This window comes from Bacillus sp. ISL-46 (genome assembly GCF_018613205.1).
The window spans coordinates 62,513-81,949 of sequence record NZ_JAGGQR010000041.1 but is presented as its reverse complement, the minus strand read 5'-3'; the positions used below and the strand labels follow the sequence as shown (position 1 = coordinate 81,949).

The following is a 19,437-nucleotide window of genomic DNA, read 5'->3' as shown; positions in this document are numbered from 1 at the left end:
TTAGGAATTTCGGCAAATTTAAACGGGAATCATACCCCATCCGGATACTATTAATAGGATCGTGATCAAGGTATGAACAATGAAAGCTGGAATGATACTTTTAGATGATAACGTAAATAATCCAAATATTAATCCTAGAAAAATATAAAGAATTGATATTAAGATTGAAAATCCAAACATGGTCGTATGTAAGCCAAAAGCAATGCTGGTGACGATCAAACCTAATCGTTGATTGGTTATCGTAATCAGTTTATAAAGAAGTATTCCGCGCCACAAAACCTCTTCTAGTATACACTAGCAATAGATTACCTAGAAAAAATGATATGACCATCCAGGCAAATAAGCGTTTCTCTTCCTTAAAAAAAGCAACTAATAATAATAAAGTAATCAGAAAAACAAAAAAAGGAGTGTAGTAACCTCTTGCAAAAAAATAGGTCATGGTTAAAAATAACAGACTTAACAAGATACCTTGTCGATTAATACCTTCCATCCGCTTTGTTCCTCCTACCTTTCTTTTATGAGTAAAAAGGCCCCGCTTTACCGGAGCCATTGTTGCATATGTGTTTGAATTTCTTTAAATTTTGCATTAGCATTTCGAAGACCAAATGATCCTGCTTTCTCTAATGGAACCACACGGAAATTATGATTCTTTTTACTTGCGACATAGGTTGGGTAAAAAGCCGGGTTAGAAAAATCAATGGTGGTTCCTTTTTCTGATACATGTTTTGTAATATCAATGGTGGTTAAACCGCCTATATCTTTATAGTCACCATGTTGGGCGGAAATAAAATTCCCTAATGAATAAATAACAAACGTTCGTTTGCCTTCTGCTGTTTTTATCCATTCCATTGGCTGCAGGACATGGGGATGAGAGCCAAAGATGATGTCGACTCCTTCATTAGCAAGAAATTTTGCAAGGTCTTTTTGTTCTTTTGTCGGCATTCGCTTGTACTCATTACCCCAATGGATGCTCATGACCACTACGTCTGATTGTTTTTTGGCGCGATGAATTTCTTCTTTCATCGATTCGCGATTAATCAGGTTGACGAGAAAATCTTTTCCGTCTGGTATGGGGATTCCGTTCGTTCCGTAGGTATAGGAGAGAAAAGCAAGCTTAATCCCATTTTTATTTAGTATCCTCAAATTTTGACGGTCCTTTTCATCAATGAAGCTTCCCACATGTGGCAGGCCAATACTTTCTAAATAAGCGGCTTCCGACTTAATCCCTTTTTCGCCTTTATCTAACGTGTGATTATTGGCTGTTGATACGATATCGACCCCAGTATGGACGAGTGCATCTGCTAGCTCGTATGGGCTATTGAATCTTGGATAACCGGAAAGACCCAGTGCTTGTCCCGCCAACATACTTTCTTGATTGGCCGTTAAAACGTCTGGCTTTTCTAATAGTGGTTTCACATTTTCAAACATAGGTTCAAAATGATAGGAAGCTCCATTAAAGGCATCTTTATAAACTTTGTCGTGAATCAAAATATCCCCTATGGCACCAAGTGTTACTTTTTCTGTTATCTCGTAATTAATCATTAGTAAAGAACGAGGCTTATGCTCTTTTGAAGGATACACTTTTTCGTCTTCATCTGAATGTTGACTTTGTTGAATTAAGAGATAAGAAGCTAATCCGACACATGCAACAATAATTAAAACTGAAGGTATAATAGCATTCCGCTTCATAATTACTCCTTAATAGGCGCTTGTTTTTTATGTAATCCCTTTTTTAGACTGTTAGTTATACTATATTATATATTTCTATAATTTTAAAACTATTTAATAAATTAAAAAGGAACCGCTATAGGTTCCTTTTCATTATAACCATTTAATTTTCGGTTCCGTTTTATTAATAATTCTTTTAATATTGGCTCGGTGCCGGTATATCACAAATGATGCTAGTAGAAATACTACGATGAGCAATGGGATGTCCCATTCACGAATAATACCAGTAATAATGGCAAACAGAACAGCTGTAATTCCTGCGATCATCGAAGATAAGGAAACATATTTTGATAGGTATAAGCTGATAAAAAAGATAACAAGGACTGTGATAAACATATACGGTGCGTAGAACAATACGACACCACCTGAAGTAGCAACGGCTTTTCCGCCACGAAACCCGGCAAAAATCGGATAGGTATGACCGATAACAGCCAATACCCCAGCCAGTAATGGATTCACATCGACATGAAAAAGATAGGGCAGGGATGCTGCTAATGTACCTTTCAGAATATCAGCAAGTGTCACCGCCATTCCCGCTTTAACACCGAGTGTCCGAAACGTATTTGTTCCGCCTAAATTTCCGCTCCCATGCTGGCGAATATCTGTTTTATAAAATACTTTTCCGATAATTAAACCAGAGGGGATTGAACCTAGTAAATACGCAAGAACCAAAACTAAAATAATTTGAACCATTAACAAATTCTCCTTCAACAAAAAGATCCAGTTCTTCTATTTTACCATGTAATATAGAAAAAACACCACGCTTTTCCTTTTCTGTCCAAAGTAAGTACAAATAGAGTCAATTTTATTACGAAAAAAAGGAGAATTTTCAAACCCTTTGTTAATCCATTGAAAGCAAAGTATAGAGACAATATAATTTAGATAAAATCATATAAAACATATAAAAACCGGCCGACGATACAAGTGAATTGGTCGGTTTTCACATATCCAATCATCCTGAAATTATAAGAGAGGTGAAAAATCAATGGCAACAAATCTTCAGCAATACCTAAATGATCAATACCAAGATGTTAAAGGGATGCATTTGTTCAAAACGTAATAAATAATCGAAAAATACTTATCAAAATAGATGAAACGGATAAAGAAATATCGGCTGAATTTATCGATAATGCTGGTGGAATTGAACCCTCACTGCTTGAGAAAATCTTCGAACCTTATTTTACTACAAGACATCATGGCACCGGTTTAGGACTTTATATGGCCAAGAAAATATTGGAGAACATGGACGGAAGTGTCTTGGCAGAAGATACTGGTGATGGAGCTCGATTCTGCCTTACCGTTCCAAAGGTAGCAGCCGCGGTCAAACCGAAACTTTTATCCAGTTAAAGAATATTTTATGCAGCCTCTTCTACCAAGGGTTTTTCTGTTAAGAACTTTTTATTATGTATTTTTTGAAAATATAGGTAAAATAATGAGAAAAGGGAGTGAGACATATGAGCATTGAAAATCCAAGTCGTAATGAAATTGGGACAATTTTAAAAAAGGCAAAAAGAATCGCTGTTGTTGGTTTGAGTGATAATCCTGAAAGAACATCCTATCAAGTTTCTGCTGCTATGCAAAAAGCGGGTTATGACATTATTCCAGTGAATCCTACTGTCGATCAGGTTCTTGGTGTCAAGGCAGTTGCCTCTCTGAAAGATATTGAAGGACATGTAGACATTGTTAATGTTTTCCGTAGGTCAGAACAATTGTTCGATGTAGCCAAAGAATTTAATGAGATCGATGCCGAAGTATATTGGGCGCAGCTTGGACTAGAAAATGATGAGGCGTATGAGTTTTTAAAAAACAAGGGCTATACGGTTATTATGAACCGCTGCATTAAAGTCGAACATGCGTTAACAAAAGCATAATGTTTACCATAAAACTGCTAATTATTAGCAGTTTTTTTCTTTCAATCCCCCAAAAAACACTAGATAATATTATTACTAAAATATGTTGTTTCAAATTACGTATTTGCCAAATTAAAATAAATCGCTACAATATAGCATAGACGCCGCAAGATTTATGATAAAATAAGAAGCGGCAAACATTGGTTCTATTTTAAAATATAAAAAGATAATAAAAAGATGACTAATCAATTAGTTCATGAAGCAATTAGAAGGATACTTCTTTTTGTAGGGAATGAAAGGGGTATTTTAGTGGCAAGGAATCAGCAAGCTTTTGATTATAATGATGATGCCATACAGGTACTAGAAGGTCTAGAGGCGGTTCGAAAGCGTCCAGGAATGTATATTGGCAGCACCGATTCACGCGGTCTTCATCACCTCGTTTATGAGATTGTCGACAATTCTGTCGATGAAGCACTTGGAGGATTTGGTGATCAAATCATTGTAAAAATACACAAAGATAATTCAATTAGTGTTAATGACCGAGGGCGCGGCATGCCTACGGGTATGCACAAAATGGGGAAACCGACACCAGAGGTTATTTTAACAGTGCTTCATGCCGGCGGAAAGTTCGGCCAAGGCGGATATAAAACAAGCGGCGGTTTGCATGGTGTAGGTGCATCGGTAGTTAATGCATTATCTGAATGGTTAACTGTCACGATTAAAAGGGACGGTTTCGTATATGAACAGCGCTTTGAAAATGGCGGAAAGCCAGCAACCACTCTCGAAAAAATCGGCAAAACCAATCAAACGGGAACAACGATTCATTTTAAGCCAGATTCGACCATTTTTTCGACGACTACTTACAATTTCGAAACATTATGTGAGAGGTTACGAGAGTCAGCCTTCTTGCTAAAAGGATTGAAAATCGATATTATCGATGATCGTAATGATTTCCATGAAGTCTTTCATTATGAGAATGGAATTGAAGCCTTCGTTGCTTATTTAAACGAAGAAAAGGATGTCCTTCATCCGGTTATCAGCTTAGAAGGATCTCAGCATGGAATAGAAGTGGATTTTGCGTTTCAATTTAATGATGGCTATTCCGAAAATGTCCTCTCCTTTGTAAATAATGTCCGCACAAGAGATGGCGGTACCCATGAAGCAGGGGCAAAAACAGCAATGACAAGGGTATTTAACGATTATGCCCGCAAGGTTTCATTCTTAAAAGATAAAGACAAAAACCTTGATGGTGCAGATATCCGCGAAGGTTTATCGGCAATAATCTCCGTTCGAATCCCGGAAGAACTACTTCAGTTCGAAGGACAAACAAAGGGGAAATTAGGAACTAGTGAGGCTAGGTCAGCAGTCGATGCTGTTGTTTCTGAACATCTCTCCTATTTTCTTGAAGAGAACCCTGATATTAGCTCCCTTCTTATCAAAAAATCGATTAAAGCCTATCAAGCACGAGAAGCTGCTAGAAAAGCGCGTGAGGATGCAAGGAGCGGTAAAAAACGGAAACGGTCGGATGCCGTTTTGTCTGGTAAACTAACACCTGCCCAATCACGTAATCCGCAAAGAAATGAACTATACCTGGTGGAGGGTGATTCTGCGGGAGGTTCCGCAAAACAAGGGCGTGACCGCCGATTTCAAGCCGTACTTCCACTTAGAGGTAAAGTAATCAATACGGAAAAAGCAAAACTCTCTGACATTTTTAAAAATGAAGAAATCAATACGATCATCCATGCAATTGGCGGTGGGGTCGGTACGGATTTTAATGTAGAAGATATCAACTATGACAAAATTGTCATTATGACGGATGCTGATACCGATGGAGCACACATTCAGGTCTTATTACTTACCTTCTTTTATCGATATATGAAGCCGCTGCTAGAAGCAGGCAAAGTGTTTATTGCCCTCCCGCCGCTTTATAAAGTGAGTAAAGGGACAGGCAAAAAGGAAATTATCGAATATGCTTGGAGTGATGATGAGCTCCAGGGTGCCCTGAAAAAAGTTGGCAGAGGCTATATTATTCAACGATATAAAGGACTTGGCGAAATGAATGCCGACCAACTATGGGATACAACAATGGATCCAGAAACACGGACATTGATTCGTGTAAAAATAGATGATGTTGCACGAGCAGAACGCCGCGTTACAACCCTTATGGGCGACAAGGTTGAACCGCGCCGTAAGTGGATCGAAAGTAATGTAGCATTTGGTTTAGAAGAAGATGACACCATTTTAGAAAATGAAAATATTACGGTCTCCGAGGAGGGTTCTGAAGGATGAGTACAAATGAAAAATTCCGTGACTTGCCTCTAGAAGATGTAATTGGTGATCGTTTTGGCAGATATAGTAAGTACATCATTCAAGAACGTGCCCTTCCGGATGCACGAGACGGCCTAAAGCCTGTACAGCGAAGAATTCTTTTTGCGATGCATGTGGAAGGAAATACGTACGATAAAGGCTTTCGAAAATCAGCAAAAACCGTTGGTAATGTCATCGGTAACTACCACCCTCACGGTGATACCTCTGTTTATGAGGCAATGGTGCGGATGAGTCAGGACTGGAAGGTTAGAAACGTTCTCGTGCAAATGCACGGAAACAACGGTAGCGTTGATGGTGATCCGCCGGCAGCTATGCGTTATACTGAAGCAAGGCTTTCAGCGATTGCTGCTGAATTAATGCGTGACATCGAAAAAAATACTGTTGAATTTATTCCAAACTTTGATGATACATCGAAAGAACCAACGGTCTTGCCAGCGATGTTCCCGAACCTTCTTGTCAATGGTTCGACAGGAATTTCAGCAGGTTACGCTACGGATATTCCCCCGCATCACCTTGGAGAAATCATTGACGGGGTAATCAAGAGAATGGATCAACCGGATGTATCTGTAGACGAATTGATGACCATCATCAAAGGGCCAGATTTCCCTACAGGCGGTATCATTCAAGGGATTGATGGGATTAGAAAAGCCTATGAAACTGGTAAAGGGAAAATTATCGTACGGAGTAAAGCAGAAATAGAAGAGGTCCGTGGCGGTAAGCAGCAAATCGTCATTACCGAAATACCATATGAAGTCAATAAGGCCAATCTTGTTAAAAAAATGGATGAATTCCGTCTCGATCGAAAAGTAGAAGGAATTTCAGAAATCCGTGATGAAACGGACCGAACTGGCTTAAGAATAGTCATTGATTTAAAAAAAGATGCCGATGCAGAAGGTGTCTTGAACTATTTATACAAAAATAGTGATCTTCAAGTAACCTACAATTTTAATATGGTTGCCATCTATAAAAAACGTCCAAAATTAATGGGACTAAGAGAAATGCTGGATGCCTATATCGAACACCAAAAAGAAGTTGTTACAAGAAGGTCGCAATATGATCTTAATAAAGCGAAAGAACGTCAGCATATCGTCGAAGGATTAATGAAAGCTTTATCCATCCTTGATGAAGTAATTGCCACCATCCGTGCATCCAAGGATAAACGCGATGCGAAAGATAATTTGATGGCAAAGTATGGTTTCACAGAGATGCAAGCCGAAGCGATCGTTTCCTTACAGCTTTATCGCTTAACAAACACCGATATCACTGCACTGAGGCAGGAAGCGGAAGAATTAGCGAAGAAAATTGACGAGCTTACTAGTATTTTAGCAAGTGAGAAAACTCTTTTCTCTGTCATTAAAAAAGAATTAAAAGATGTGAAGAAACGTTTTGCAGATGCGCGTCGTTCTAAGATTGAAGCTGAAATCGAAGAATTGAAAATCAATCTTGAAGTTACCGTCCCTAGTGAAGACGTGATTGTAACGATCACAAAACAAGGGTATGTAAAACGGACGAGCCCACGTTCATATGCAGCTTCCAATGGTCAGGATTTAGCGATGAAAGATTCAGACCGTTTGTTAGCACAGCTTGAAATGAATACAAAGGATGTCCTTCTCCTCTTCACGAATAAAGGGAATTATTTATTCTGCCCTGTTCATGAGCTTCCGGATATCCGTTGGAAAGACCTTGGCCAGCATGTCGCGAATATTATTCCAATTGAACGTGATGAAGAGATTATCCAAGCGATTCAGGTTAAAGACTTTGAGGCAAATCTATTCCTTGTCTTTGTCACGAAAAATGGCATGGTCAAGAAAACAGAGCTTAAACAATATAAAGCACAGCGATATTCCAAACCGCTTGTTGGCATCAACCTTAAGGATGATGATCAAGTAACTGATGTTCATATAACAGATGGTACGAAAGAATTATTCTTAATCACCCACTTAGGTTACTCCTTATGGTTTCACGAAGAAGAAATCAGTATTGTCGGTGCACGTGCTGCCGGAGTTAAAGGGATTAATTTAAAAGAAGACGATTTTGTCATTGGCGGTAAAATTATTAATCCAGATAGTAATGAAACGATCGTTATTGCGACGCAGCGTGGAGCTGTGAAGAGGATGAAAATGAAAGAGTTTGAAAAAGCAACTCGAGCCAAGCGCGGGGTTGTCATTTTAAGAGAGCTTAAATCAAATCCACACCGAATCACCGGATTTGTTATTGCTAATGAGCAGGATATTATTTATCTCCAAACGGAAAAAGGACATATCGAAACACTTCTTACAGTAGATATTCACTTCAGTGACCGTTATTCGAATGGCTCGTTTATACTTGATGAGGATGATAACGGCAAGGTAACCACTGTTTGGAAAGTAGCAGCACTTGAAAAACCAAATGAATAATTTTTTGTGGGCTCTCTAAAAATAAGAGAGTCCCTTTTTCATCTTTTTTCCAAAACTGGACATACTAACTAATAACAGAGTTGGGAGGGTTCATGGATGAAAAAAGAGATGCTTCTGGTGATTGCTTCGTTTTTTCTCATGTCACTTACTGCGATTACTGGGGTTTATGCAATTGAAGAAACTACAAAAACGGTCACCATAACAAAAGAGCAAGAAGATATTACAGGAGACGAAAAGGAGGAAGAAATCCTTTTAAAGGGTGTTCCTTATCAGAAAGGAGATACATTTTTAGAGAAAATCTATATTGAAATTGCCGCCTCCAATGGAAAGACCTTTTCCTTCCCTTTGGAAAGTGGTGCTAAGGCGTCACTCCTGCTAGTGGACTTAAACCATGATGGGGTGAAGGATTTATTTGCAAGTGTGTTAACCGGAGAAAATGAGGGGATTGTCCATAACTACTCTTATTCTATGAAGGATTTTGTCCATACGAATTTAGCCCTGCCTGAGCCGCTTGAAATGGATAGTCATTTTTTAAATGGGTATAAAGCAGAAATCAAACTTGCCAAAACGGGAAAATCCTATCGGTTTGATTTAAATGACCGTCAAAAATATTATAAAAAGCTCGGTCTTTATTATAAAGGAAAATTAAATGAGCCTACAGAATTAACCGTAAACCCTTTTAGCAGTCTCCAACCGATTCAATTAGAGGGCAATAAAGTGGGATTACTGGGGGAGCAGAGGGTTACTGGAATCGCAAATGCGGACCTTATTGCATTGGTTAAATCTACTTGGTTGTTAGAAAAAGGTCATTGGAAGCTCATCGGCACGGTGGTTAATAAAGAAATCAATAAATGATCGTTAAACACAGGATTCCCTGTGTTTTTTTTATTGTAAAAATTTGACGGAATTTCCAGTCGGGAATATACTTATGTTTGCTTAACAAGCCAAATGATCTTTTTTATAAACTTAATAAATATATTTGTTCATATTTAGTTCATAAAAATAGGATAAAGTTACTCGTATGAATTATTGAAAACGGAGTTGAGAGATGTTGATCAAATTAACCAGATTTCTAAAACCATTTCAATTACCCATCTATTTGGTTTTAGGCCTAGTGCTTTTACAGTCATTGTCAGAACTTTATTTGCCAACGTTAATGGCAGATATTGTTGACAAGGGTGTCGTGACTGGTGATACCAACTACATATGGAAAATTGGTGGTTTCATGCTGCTCGTCGCGGCAGGAGGGATGATTTGTTCCATTGCTGCGAGTTTCTACTCAGCAAAAGCAGCATCAGGGTTTGGAAAGCTATTGCGGAGCAAAATTTTCTCCCACGTAGGAAACTTTTCACTGCACGAGTTTGATAAACTTGGAACTGCTTCATTGATTACAAGAACTACCAACGATATTACTCAAATCCAGCAAGTATTAGTAATGATGTTACGAATGATGGCGATGGCACCGATGATGTGTATTGGCGGTATCATTATGGCCTATTCAAAGGATGCCAAGCTAACGTTAGTTCTTGCTGTCGCTTTGCCAATTCTCGTACTGGCGATCGTCATAATCGCAAGAAAAGGTATTCCACTATTTAAAGCAATGCAGGTAAAATTGGATAATCTCAATCGCGTTTTACGAGAAAACTTAACTGGTATTCGTGTTATTCGCTCATTTAATCGAGTGCAGCATGAGAAGAAACGTTTTGATGAAGCCAACTGGGATTTAACCCAAACAGCTATTAAGGTAAATAAAATCATGGCTGCAATGATGCCAATTATGATGATTGTTCTTAACCTCTCAACTGTAGCGATTGTCTGGTTTGGCGGACTTCGGATTAGCAATGGGCATATGCAGGTCGGTGATATGATGGCATTTATCCAATATGCTATGCAAATTATGTTCTCTTTCATCATGTTATCCATGATGTTTGTGATGATACCAAGGGCATCGGTATCTGCTGTCCGAATTAACGAAGTGCTGGAGACGGTAGCCGATATTAAGGATCCATCTTCGTCGTTATCAGGGGAAAGCACAAAAGGGCACGTAGAATTTCAGGATGTTACCTTCAGTTATCCTGGAGCAGAAATGCCTGCAATTTCAAATATTTCTTTCTCGATGAAGCCTGGTGAAATAACAGCTATTATTGGGGGAACAGGCTCAGGAAAGTCGACACTTATTAACTTGATTCCGCGTTTTTATGATGTCGATAGTGGAAAAGTTCTTGTTGATGGAATGGATGTAAGGGATATGGCACAAGAACAGCTTAGGGAAAAGATTGGGTTTGTCCCACAGCAATCAGTACTATTTACCGGGACAATCACAGAGAACATTCGTTATGGGAAAGAAAATGCAACGGCAGAAGAGGTCGATCATGCTGCCGAAATAGCCCAGGCGAAAGAATTCATTTCAAACATGCCAGAAGGTTTTGATGCGGTAATCTCCCAAGGGGGAACAAATGTTTCTGGTGGACAGAAACAGCGGTTATCCATCGCCCGAGCCCTCGTTCGGAAGCCTGAGATTTATATATTTGATGACAGCTTTTCCGCATTGGACTTTAAAACAGATGCCAAGCTGCGCGCTGCACTAAAAGGGGAAACTGGCAATTCAACGGTATTAATCGTAGCACAACGAGTGAGTACAATTATCGACGCAGACCAGATTATTGTCCTAGATAATGGAGAGATAACCGGAATCGGCACGCATAAAGATTTGATGGAGTCGAGTGCGGTTTATCGAGAGATTGTGATGTCACAGCTGTCAGAGGAGGAAATCGCATGAGTAAGCATCAAAAACCAGAACAAGAGTCTGGGCCGCGCAAACCTGGTCTTGGCCCCGGCGGTGGATTTGGCCCGATGGGTATGGGAATGCCTGTCCAAAAGGCAAAGAATTTTAAGGGAACGCTAAACAGATTAATCAGCTATTTGAAGCCTTATAAAATACAGCTGCTTTCCGTATTAATTACTGCTATTATCAGTACGATTTTTGCAATTGTCAGCCCTAAAATCATGGGGAAGGCAACCACAAAATTATTTGAAGGTTTGATGATGAAACTCAGAGGAGTTCCTGGGGCTAAAATCGATTTTGAGTATATCGGTCAAATTATTATTTTACTAATAGGTCTTTATATATTGAGTGCGATTTTTGCCTATTTACAACAATATATCATGGCTGGTGTCGCACAAAAGACAGTTTATAATCTCCGTAAAGAAGTGGAAGAAAAGCTAAACAGGCTGCCGTTAAATTACTTTGATTCACGTACCCATGGGGAAATTCTCAGCCGTGCGGTCAATGATGTTGATAATATCAGCACAACTTTACAGCAAAGCTTAACCCAGTTGATTACCTCAGTAGTTACAATTATTGGAGTAATCGTCATGATGCTATCAATCAGTCCTTTGATGACATTGATCGTGATTGTGACACTGCCGCTAAGCGGTGTAGCGATTGCAAAAATCGCCAAAAATTCACAACTGTATTTTAAAGGCCAGCAAAAATCACTAGGCGAGCTAAATGGTCATGTAGAAGAAATGTATACAGGTCATAAGGTAGTCAAAGTATTTGGCCATGAGCAGAAATCGATTGACAAATTTGAAGGAATTAATGAAACACTCTACCAATCAGCCTGGAAGGCACAGTTTGTTTCTGGAATGATTATGCCGCTTATGTCATTTATCAATAATATTGGCTATGTCCTTGTATCCGTCGTTGGTGGAATCTTAGTCACTAAAAAAGCGATTGAAATTGGTGATATTCAAGCCTTTATCCAATATGCGCGGCAATTTTCCCAACCAATTGCACAAACAGCATCGATTGCCAACGTGATTCAATCAACTATCGCAAGTGCGGAACGTGTGTTTGAAATATTGGATGAAGCTGAAGAGGTCCCAGAAGCGGTTGCTACAAAAGTGATTTCTACTCCGAGGGGTGAAGTAACATTTGAACATGTTACTTTTGGCTACGAGGAAAATGAAATCTTAATCGAAGATATGCAAATTGATGTGAAATCTGGCCAGACGGTTGCGATCGTCGGACCAACAGGGGCAGGGAAGACAACACTTATTAATTTGTTAATGCGTTTCTACGAGATTAATTCCGGTCGAATTTTGATTGATGGCATTGACACGAGAGATTTAAAAAGGGAGCACTTAAGGAGTTTATTCGGTATGGTGCTTCAGGATACCTGGCTGTTTAACAGTACTATTTTTGATAATATTGCATACGGAAGGGAAGGGGCAACAAAAGAGGAAGTGATGGCAGCGGCGCGAGCAGCCAATGCGGACCATTTTATCCGAACTCTTCCAGACGGTTATGATACGATATTGAACGAGGAAGCATCCAATATTTCTCAAGGCCAAAAGCAACTATTAACCATTGCCAGAGCGATACTCGCGAATCCAGCGATTCTAATACTTGATGAAGCAACAAGTAGTGTAGATACCCGGACAGAGGTACAAATTCAAAAGGCGATGAACCATTTAATGAAAGGGCGCACAAGCTTTGTTATAGCACACAGATTGTCGACGATTCGTGATGCAGATTTAATCCTTGTGATGAATAATGGCAGTGTGATTGAAAAAGGAAATCACGTCGAATTACTTGAAAAAGGCGGCTTTTATGCAGATTTGTATAATAGTCAGTTTACTGGAAGCAATTCAATGAAAAATGTGGGATAAAAAAATGCGTTTGGAGAGCATATGAGCTTTCTGAACGCATTTTTAATTTTGCAAAGTGAAAAATATTAAAAAATTTATTCCGTCTCATTTTCTTAAGTATACTTTGGAATTGAGATTATTTCATTTATTTATTACATAATAATATTATGTAAACTGATAAAATAAAAAAATCAACTGCCTTTTTTACAGACAGTCATTATTAATCCAGTTGTTCTTTTGGCATATCCATTTTATCAACAGCAATTTTAAGATCATCATTCTTAATATGTGTGTAAATCATTGTGGTTTGGATCGATGAATGACCTAATTGACGTCTTAATTTTGGTACATCATTGATTTCAGCATGGTATCTGGTCGCAAACGAATGCCGCAGCTTATGTACGGATAATGATGGTTTACCAAATGCGGTGGCATATTTTTCAATTAATTTTTCAACAGATCTTCCCGTTAATCTTCGTGATTTTCCTTTTGGTCCAATGGGTGCAGAAATAAACAACGCCTTATTGGTCTTATCAACCTGGTACTTAGCAGATCTAATCGACAGATATTCTTCCAGATCAGCCATTGCAACCTGACTAAAGAAGACAAATTGTTCTTTATTACCTTTTCGAATGACTCGTACACAATACTTACTAAAATCGATATCGTCTAATTCAATTCCAACTAACTCCGAAAGGCGAAGTCCAGAACCAAGGATTAATGACACAATCGCCGTATCACGTTCTTTATTTAATTGATAAAAGTTAGAGATTTTTTTGTTATCTTTGTTCATTTCGCCATAATCATTAGCAACAAAGAGGCGAAACTTCTCATATTCATCGCCAAGAAGAATTTTACCTTCCATTTTATTTGCTTTTGTTTCCATGCTGTCTTTTACTTCATTAAATTCAATTTTCGCCATGACATTACGATTAATGTATGGTTTTAAATCTGGTGTTTCAGCAATGTTTTGCATGTAATTAAATAGTGATTTTAATGCAGATAATTTCCGATTTACGGTGAGTTCTTTATTATTTAATTGATAATGGAGATAGTTTAAAAAACTTTCAACCTCTAAAACTGTCATTTGCTCCAGACGTTCCAAAGGAATATCTTTGACATTGCCAGACACTAATTGCTCGCTGATCATCCAGTTGAAGAAGATTTTATAATCATGACAGTAATTATATAAGGAAGCCGTCGAAAGTTTTCTGAGTTTGTGGTTTATGTATTCATCAACATACCACGGTAATTCGTTAAGTATGGTTTGCAATTTTTTATAATTTGTTAGTTTATCCTGATTTACCATAAAATCACCTCACTTCTATATTTTACTTAATCGAGTTAATTACGTCAAATTTATATTTTACGTAATTATTATTACGCTAAAGCATTAAAATAATTCTAACTCTAATTGTTTGTACAACGACAAGCACGTTAAACACACTTCTCTTCTTAAAATGGCAAAATCAAAGTTCTCCCATTACAAGCAACAGTTCATTTCGTGTGATTTACAATATAAAATTAGTTATACAATTTACTTAAATAAAAAACTAGTGAAAAGAAAGTATCCCATATGGTACCATACCTTTTTAGTATTTCCCCTACCCTTTTCTTTTTTGCTACTTAACGTTATGTGGTTCTCAACTTACTTCGTGGCGTTTTAGTCCTAATTTCATTTACACGCCCCTTTTTTTTAGATGATATGACAATTTCAATAATTTTTTTAATATTCCTTTTATAACAAACTTGCACCGGTAATTAAAAAAAGCCACCTTTGAAAGGCAACTGGTTTATAAAAAAGTAATTTTCATAAAAAAGAAAACGGCAGCATTTGCGATGCCGTTTTCTTTTATTTTAGAAAGTCCCAAAAAGTATCTAGAAGTATCCCTTAATAAATTCAATATAAAAAACAAATTCTTTGACTTGAGAGAACCAAAAATTTGTGTTAATTAATATTATTTATTAAGTGATCCAATCAATATATTTAATGTTTCGTTAATAGGAATAAGAAAATACTACATCGTACATGACTATGCGGATGGAATGTGTTCTATAGGGACTCCCTTTTCCTTATGGGTTCTTGTCTTCCATAACATAAAGAACGAGAAAATCACAAAAAACAGACAAACAAAGTATACATTTCGATACCCTGCAAACTGGGCAATGACACCTCCGCCCAGATTCCCTATTAGTCTTCCAATGGTCGAGCCATTGGAATAAATGGTTGTTGATAGTCCCGGTGAATGAGGCAGCAAATTTGTGAAATAGCTCAATCCATTACCCATAAGTATCGCAACTGATGTTGCCTGCAGAAGCTGCGCTACGACCAACTGCCAGGAAGCTGTCGATACACTTAAGATAATATAATAGATAACCGAAACAAAGCACCCGATTATCATCAGGGAATGATTCGATATTTTTTTGCTCAGGGCACCGAGAACAATCATAATTGGAATTTCCAAACCAGCTGAAATACTAACCACCAATCCGACTTCCGTATGCGTCCCATGAAGCTCATTCACAATAAAAAGTGGCGTATTGATACCGTTAATGGCATTGACCGCAAATAGAAAGATAAAGGCGATAAGTGGCTGAATGATCTGCTTGTTTTTTACAGATGGGGAGACAGCACTGGTTCTATTCTTACCATTTTGAACTGTTTTTCTTTTTCGTAGAAACAGGATTACAAGAGATGCAATGATAAGATAGACGGCGGATGTCCCTAAAAAAAGCCCCTTATAGCCGAGTGCACCCAAAATGAAAGTACCACCTAATGGTCCAATTAGGAAACCAAGTGATACAAGAGAACGCAATGTAGACATCGCAAACGTCTTGTCATCGGAGTTGCTTTCATTCGCCGATTCCTGTGCAGAGGCATAGATTTGCGGCATGGCAGCAGCTCCTAAGCCATTAAACAGAGTGACGACAATCAGCAGGATATAGAAGTTGTGAAACACTAAATACGAAGCATATCCTAGCGCAGAGGAAAGCATGGCTAAAATAATCAACCATTTTCGGTCTAAACCGCTATCGGAATGTTTCGCAATAAGTGAGTTTACCACGACTCCGCTTAAGGAACTTATCGCCATAAAAACGCCAAAAGCTCCTGCAGTCATTCCAAAATCTTCAGTAAAATACAAGGATAAGTAGGGCTGAGTAATGGAAATGCCGATACCGACAAGCAGCATACAAATGACGTATAAACGATAACCTTTAATCGCAAACAAGTTTTTTAACCTTGCAAACACATGTAATCCTCCTAGCCTTCTAGCCTACTTTTCTGCAATATAGGAATCTTGTAGTTCGTCATTTTTTAGAAATGGAAACAAAAAACTACTACAAATTCATCTACTATTAACAATTAAAATTATGGTTTATAATTTCAATTAATTTAAATTCTTTGTTCTCATATTCAAATTTCAATATGCAACAATTTAACTTTCCTTCTTTTATTAAATAATGTTTGTCCATGTCTCATTAAATATAACGTCTTTTTCATTTGTATCCCCTCATTGAATCTTAAAAATTACTTTTTCCACCATGATGAAACAGGAACAGACAACCTTCCATCCAATTGAACAGTTTCACCAATTTGTGGAGCGATGAGATTCACATCATTTTTCTTTGCCGCTTTTAATGCTCGTTCTATTGGGTCTGTCCAACCATGATTCGCAAGTGTAAAGGCACCCCAATGCATTAACATCATATGCTTGCCTTTTACATCTATATTAGCCTGTACGGATTCTTCCGGAAACATATGAGCCCATGACCAGCGTCTATCATATTGACCGCCTTCTATTAAAGCGATATTAAAAGGTCCGTATTTATCGCCAATTTCCTTAAAATGTGTATCATAGCCGCCATCTCCACTGGTATAGAAACGTGTTTGTTTTCCTAGAATGACCCAGCCACCCCAAAGGGTCGAATCTCGATTAAAAGGTCCTCTTCCTGAGAAATGTTTGGATGGGGTCAATGCAATGGTTAAACCTTGGAACTCAGTTTCATCCCACCAATTAAGTTCTGTAATTTTTTCTTTTGCAACACCCCATCGAATCAAATGATTACCTACACCGTAAGGAACGAAGAAATGACCGACCTTGCTCTTTAGCTTTTTTATAGATTGATAATCTAAGTGGTCGTAATGATCATGCGTAATAAAGACTGCATCAATAGGAGGCATTTCTTCAATAATATCCAACATATCTTCACTGTAGCGTTTAGGTCCTACAAAAGAAACAGGTGAAGCTATGGGACCTAGCATGGGATCAACGAGTATCTTTTTATTATCGATACTAAGTAAAAAAGCAGAATGCCCAAACCAAGTTAAACTATCTTCATTACTATTAATTTTGTTCCAATCAATCTCAGAAACAGGAATTTGACCAGCAGGATTGCGTTCTTTACCACCTGAATTAGTGTCCTCAAACGTGGAGGAGATGTTAGATTTTGTTGGTGACTGATAGACAAATTTCCCTTTAACATAATTATCAAAGGTATTATATACCTCTTTTTGTTCGTTACTTGGGTTACCGCCGAATACTGGATTTATATTTATAAACAATGAAATGACAACTCCTAATACCACTAATAAAACCAATAAATACATCATTATTTTCTTTATAATTCTTTTCTTAGCTTTTGGTGCAACATGTCCGTTCATTTTCTGTGTTGTTGTAAGTTCTTCGAAATTAGACATTTTATCAACCTTGTTCAAATCATGTAGTTCTTCAGGAGTCAGCTCAACTTCCGCTGCGCCAAGATTTTCTTCCAAACGTTCCAGTTTCCTTGTACCGGGAATCGGAATAATCCAAGGCTTCTGGGCAAGCACCCATGCTAGTGCGATTTGAGCAGGCGTTGCATCTTTCTCTACTGCAATCTTCTTTATCAGTTCGGACAGCTTTCGGAGCAGACGTTGTATGGTATATGAATTACTGATATTACTACCAATATTACTTTATGGTGCTAACAGCCTTGTGAAAGACATTGATGCCAGTTTCCATTGATCCTCCTGTAGCACATATACCTCTGTAACCACAAATGGATTCGTCACTTCATTTCCCCCAACAACAGCTACCAGGCGTACTTTATTTAGAAGAATGGCAGTTGTGCCAATTAGCCGAACAGATGTTTCTTGAATATCTACATTCTTATAAATTATAGAACCGTTATTAATTACGTCAATTTCCTCGTTTTTAGAAAATGTAGCCCCCATGTGCACGAAAACGGCTTTTTCGTGAAAGAGATTACTTAAATCGTCTAGTTGTTTCTCCATCATCCAGTACCATTTATTCTTTGAAAGATCTATAATTGCTTGTTCCATATTTGTATCATACCTTTTTACTATTATTTTTTAATACAATCCTTTTTCTTTTAACCATTTGGACATCAGATCGCCGATCTTAGAAAGTGTGTATTGCCCTTGATCCCGATTTCCGGCAGGTGGAGAAGGGACACATCTCCTCAGTGTTTATTCACTACATATTTCCATTTTTTGCCACATCAGAAAATACCGCCATTGCTCTTTCCGGGGTTATTTCTGGGTGCGTAGAAAATATTATAAATGAATTTGACATTTTAAAATCCCTTCTCTCGCGTTTCTTGCATTTCATTCTGTTAGAACATTAAATATCAAGTTTACGGGTCCCGATCCATTTCACCATTTCAGGGTCTTGATGTGAAAAGAACAAGCTTTGTTTCGTATCTAAGGTAGAAATTCTTTCCATATCCTCTTGACTTAATTCAAAATCAAAGATATTGAAGTTTTCGATGATTCTTTCCTTACGAACAGACTTTGGAATCGCAACGACTCCTCTTTGTGTTAACCAACGTAAAACCACTTGGGCAACGGATTTATTATGCTTTTCGGCTATTGATACTAAAATTTCGTTCTGGAACATGTTATTTTTTCCTTCAGCAAATGGTCCCCAGGACTCGATTTGAACATTGTTCTCTTTCATCAATTTAGCACTTTCTATTTGTTGGTTGAAAGGATGCGTTTCAACCTGGTTTACAGCAGGAACCACTTCATTATGAATAATGAAATCAGTCAGGCGGTCCGGATAGAAGTTGCTAACTCCAATTGCTCTAATCTTACCCTCGCGGTACAATTCCTCCATCGCACGCCATGAACCGTAAACATCGCCAAATGGCTGATGAATTAAGTACAAATCCAAATAATCCAGTTGCAGTCTTTCCAGCGATATTTCAAATGCTTTCTTTGTGCGTTCATAGCCTGTATCTTGAACCCATAATTTCGTAGTAATAAACAATTCCTCTCTAGGCACACCGCTCCGCTTAATAGCTCTGCCGACCGCTTCTTCATTTAAATAAGAGGCAGCGGTATCAATCAGACGATAACCTGCCATAATAGCGTCATAAACAGCTTGTTCACATTCTTTTTCATCTTGAATTTGAAAAACACCAAAACCGAGTATCGGCATTTCAACACCATTGTTTAAAATAACTTTTTGCATAAAAAA

General features: G+C 38.0%; 16 protein-coding genes. 7 read left to right on the top strand and 9 right to left on the bottom strand.

Annotated elements, in window-relative coordinates; genetic code table 11:
- Positions 1–18: 18 nt before the first annotated feature.
- The 4 genes from J7E67_RS19725 to plsY all read right to left on the bottom strand — a co-directional run bounded on the left by J7E67_RS19725 (position 19) and on the right by plsY (position 2,421).
- A complete protein-coding gene (locus tag J7E67_RS19725; RefSeq protein WP_214714906.1) occupies positions 19–276 on the bottom strand; it encodes a CPBP family glutamic-type intramembrane protease in 258 nt (85 codons plus the stop codon).
- The gene (locus J7E67_RS19720) at positions 251–490 is read right to left on the bottom strand and encodes a hypothetical protein (RefSeq protein ID WP_214714905.1); all 240 of its coding nucleotides are present in this window, start codon (positions 488–490) and stop codon (positions 251–253) included. The genes J7E67_RS19725 and J7E67_RS19720 overlap by 26 nt, the downstream gene beginning before the upstream one ends.
- A 47-nt stretch (positions 491–537) precedes the next feature.
- Positions 538–1,689, bottom strand: coding sequence for a CapA family protein (locus J7E67_RS19715; protein WP_214714904.1), 1,152 nt, complete (start codon positions 1,687–1,689; stop codon positions 538–540).
- 132 nt (positions 1,690–1,821) lie between these two features.
- On the bottom strand, positions 1,822–2,421 hold the full coding sequence (plsY, locus tag J7E67_RS19710; RefSeq protein WP_214714903.1) for a glycerol-3-phosphate 1-O-acyltransferase PlsY: 600 nt from the start codon (positions 2,419–2,421) through the stop codon (positions 1,822–1,824).
- A 366-nt stretch (positions 2,422–2,787) separates the two neighbouring features.
- Here plsY and J7E67_RS19705 point away from each other — a divergent pair, with 366 nt between their 5' ends.
- The 7 genes from J7E67_RS19705 to J7E67_RS19675 all read left to right on the top strand — a co-directional run bounded on the left by J7E67_RS19705 (position 2,788) and on the right by J7E67_RS19675 (position 12,976).
- Positions 2,788–3,075, top strand: a complete 288-nt coding sequence (locus J7E67_RS19705; protein WP_214714943.1) for an ATP-binding protein — start codon at positions 2,788–2,790, stop codon at positions 3,073–3,075.
- Positions 3,076–3,182: 107 nt separating this feature from the next.
- Positions 3,183–3,599, top strand: coding sequence for a CoA-binding protein (locus tag J7E67_RS19700; protein ID WP_214714902.1), 417 nt, complete (start codon positions 3,183–3,185; stop codon positions 3,597–3,599).
- Positions 3,600–3,887: 288 nt separating this feature from the next.
- Entirely contained in the window at positions 3,888–5,867 is a 1,980-nt protein-coding gene (gene parE, locus J7E67_RS19695) for a DNA topoisomerase IV subunit B (protein WP_214714901.1), read from the top strand.
- Positions 5,864–8,302, top strand: a complete 2,439-nt coding sequence (parC, locus tag J7E67_RS19690; protein ID WP_214714900.1) for a DNA topoisomerase IV subunit A — start codon at positions 5,864–5,866, stop codon at positions 8,300–8,302. Before parE ends, parC begins: the two co-directional genes overlap by 4 nt.
- A 96-nt stretch (positions 8,303–8,398) precedes the next feature.
- Positions 8,399–9,157, top strand: coding sequence for a hypothetical protein (locus J7E67_RS19685; RefSeq protein ID WP_214714899.1), 759 nt, complete (start codon positions 8,399–8,401; stop codon positions 9,155–9,157).
- 196 nt (positions 9,158–9,353) lie between these two features.
- On the top strand, positions 9,354–11,081 hold the full coding sequence (locus J7E67_RS19680; protein WP_214714942.1) for an ABC transporter ATP-binding protein: 1,728 nt from the start codon (positions 9,354–9,356) through the stop codon (positions 11,079–11,081).
- Positions 11,078–12,976: an ABC transporter ATP-binding protein gene (locus J7E67_RS19675; protein WP_214732708.1), complete on the top strand. Its 1,899-nt coding sequence runs from the start codon at positions 11,078–11,080 to the stop codon at positions 12,974–12,976. The genes J7E67_RS19680 and J7E67_RS19675 overlap by 4 nt, the downstream gene beginning before the upstream one ends.
- 199 nt (positions 12,977–13,175) lie before the next feature.
- Here the strand turns inward: J7E67_RS19675 and xerS are convergent, their stop codons facing one another.
- From xerS to J7E67_RS19645, 5 genes are all read right to left on the bottom strand, one after another.
- The gene (gene xerS / locus J7E67_RS19670; RefSeq protein ID WP_214714897.1) at positions 13,176–14,264 is read right to left on the bottom strand and encodes a tyrosine recombinase XerS; all 1,089 of its coding nucleotides are present in this window, start codon (positions 14,262–14,264) and stop codon (positions 13,176–13,178) included.
- Between the two features lie 724 nt (positions 14,265–14,988).
- The gene (locus tag J7E67_RS19665; RefSeq protein WP_214732707.1) at positions 14,989–16,206 is read right to left on the bottom strand and encodes a sugar efflux transporter; all 1,218 of its coding nucleotides are present in this window, start codon (positions 16,204–16,206) and stop codon (positions 14,989–14,991) included.
- A gap of 278 nt (positions 16,207–16,484) precedes the next feature.
- On the bottom strand, positions 16,485–17,855 hold the full coding sequence (locus J7E67_RS19660; protein ID WP_285291935.1) for an aldo/keto reductase: 1,371 nt from the start codon (positions 17,853–17,855) through the stop codon (positions 16,485–16,487).
- Between the two features lie 57 nt (positions 17,856–17,912).
- Entirely contained in the window at positions 17,913–18,278 is a 366-nt protein-coding gene (locus J7E67_RS19650; RefSeq protein WP_214732706.1) for a nuclear transport factor 2 family protein, read from the bottom strand.
- Positions 18,279–18,579: 301 nt separating this feature from the next.
- Positions 18,580–19,431, bottom strand: a complete 852-nt coding sequence (locus tag J7E67_RS19645) for an aldo/keto reductase (RefSeq protein ID WP_214732705.1) — start codon at positions 19,429–19,431, stop codon at positions 18,580–18,582.
- Positions 19,432–19,437 lie beyond the last annotated feature (6 nt).

Coding starts and splice junctions, on each gene's coding strand:
- J7E67_RS19700 (WP_214714902.1), top strand. CDS start 3,183: ATGAGCATTGAAAATCCAAGTCGTAATGAAATTGGGACAATTTTAAAA.
- J7E67_RS19720 (WP_214714905.1), bottom strand. CDS start 490: ATGGAAGGTATTAATCGACAAGGTATCTTGTTAAGTCTGTTATTTTTA.
- J7E67_RS19645 (WP_214732705.1), bottom strand. CDS start 19,431: ATGCAAAAAGTTATTTTAAACAATGGTGTTGAAATGCCGATACTCGGT.
- parC (WP_214714900.1), top strand. CDS start 5,864: ATGAGTACAAATGAAAAATTCCGTGACTTGCCTCTAGAAGATGTAATT.
- J7E67_RS19685 (WP_214714899.1), top strand. CDS start 8,399: ATGAAAAAAGAGATGCTTCTGGTGATTGCTTCGTTTTTTCTCATGTCA.
- xerS (WP_214714897.1), bottom strand. CDS start 14,264: ATGGTAAATCAGGATAAACTAACAAATTATAAAAAATTGCAAACCATA.
- J7E67_RS19675 (WP_214732708.1), top strand. CDS start 11,078: ATGAGTAAGCATCAAAAACCAGAACAAGAGTCTGGGCCGCGCAAACCT.
- J7E67_RS19650 (WP_214732706.1), bottom strand. CDS start 18,278: ATGGAACAAGCAATTATAGATCTTTCAAAGAATAAATGGTACTGGATG.
- plsY (WP_214714903.1), bottom strand. CDS start 2,421: ATGGTTCAAATTATTTTAGTTTTGGTTCTTGCGTATTTACTAGGTTCA.
- J7E67_RS19715 (WP_214714904.1), bottom strand. CDS start 1,689: ATGAAGCGGAATGCTATTATACCTTCAGTTTTAATTATTGTTGCATGT.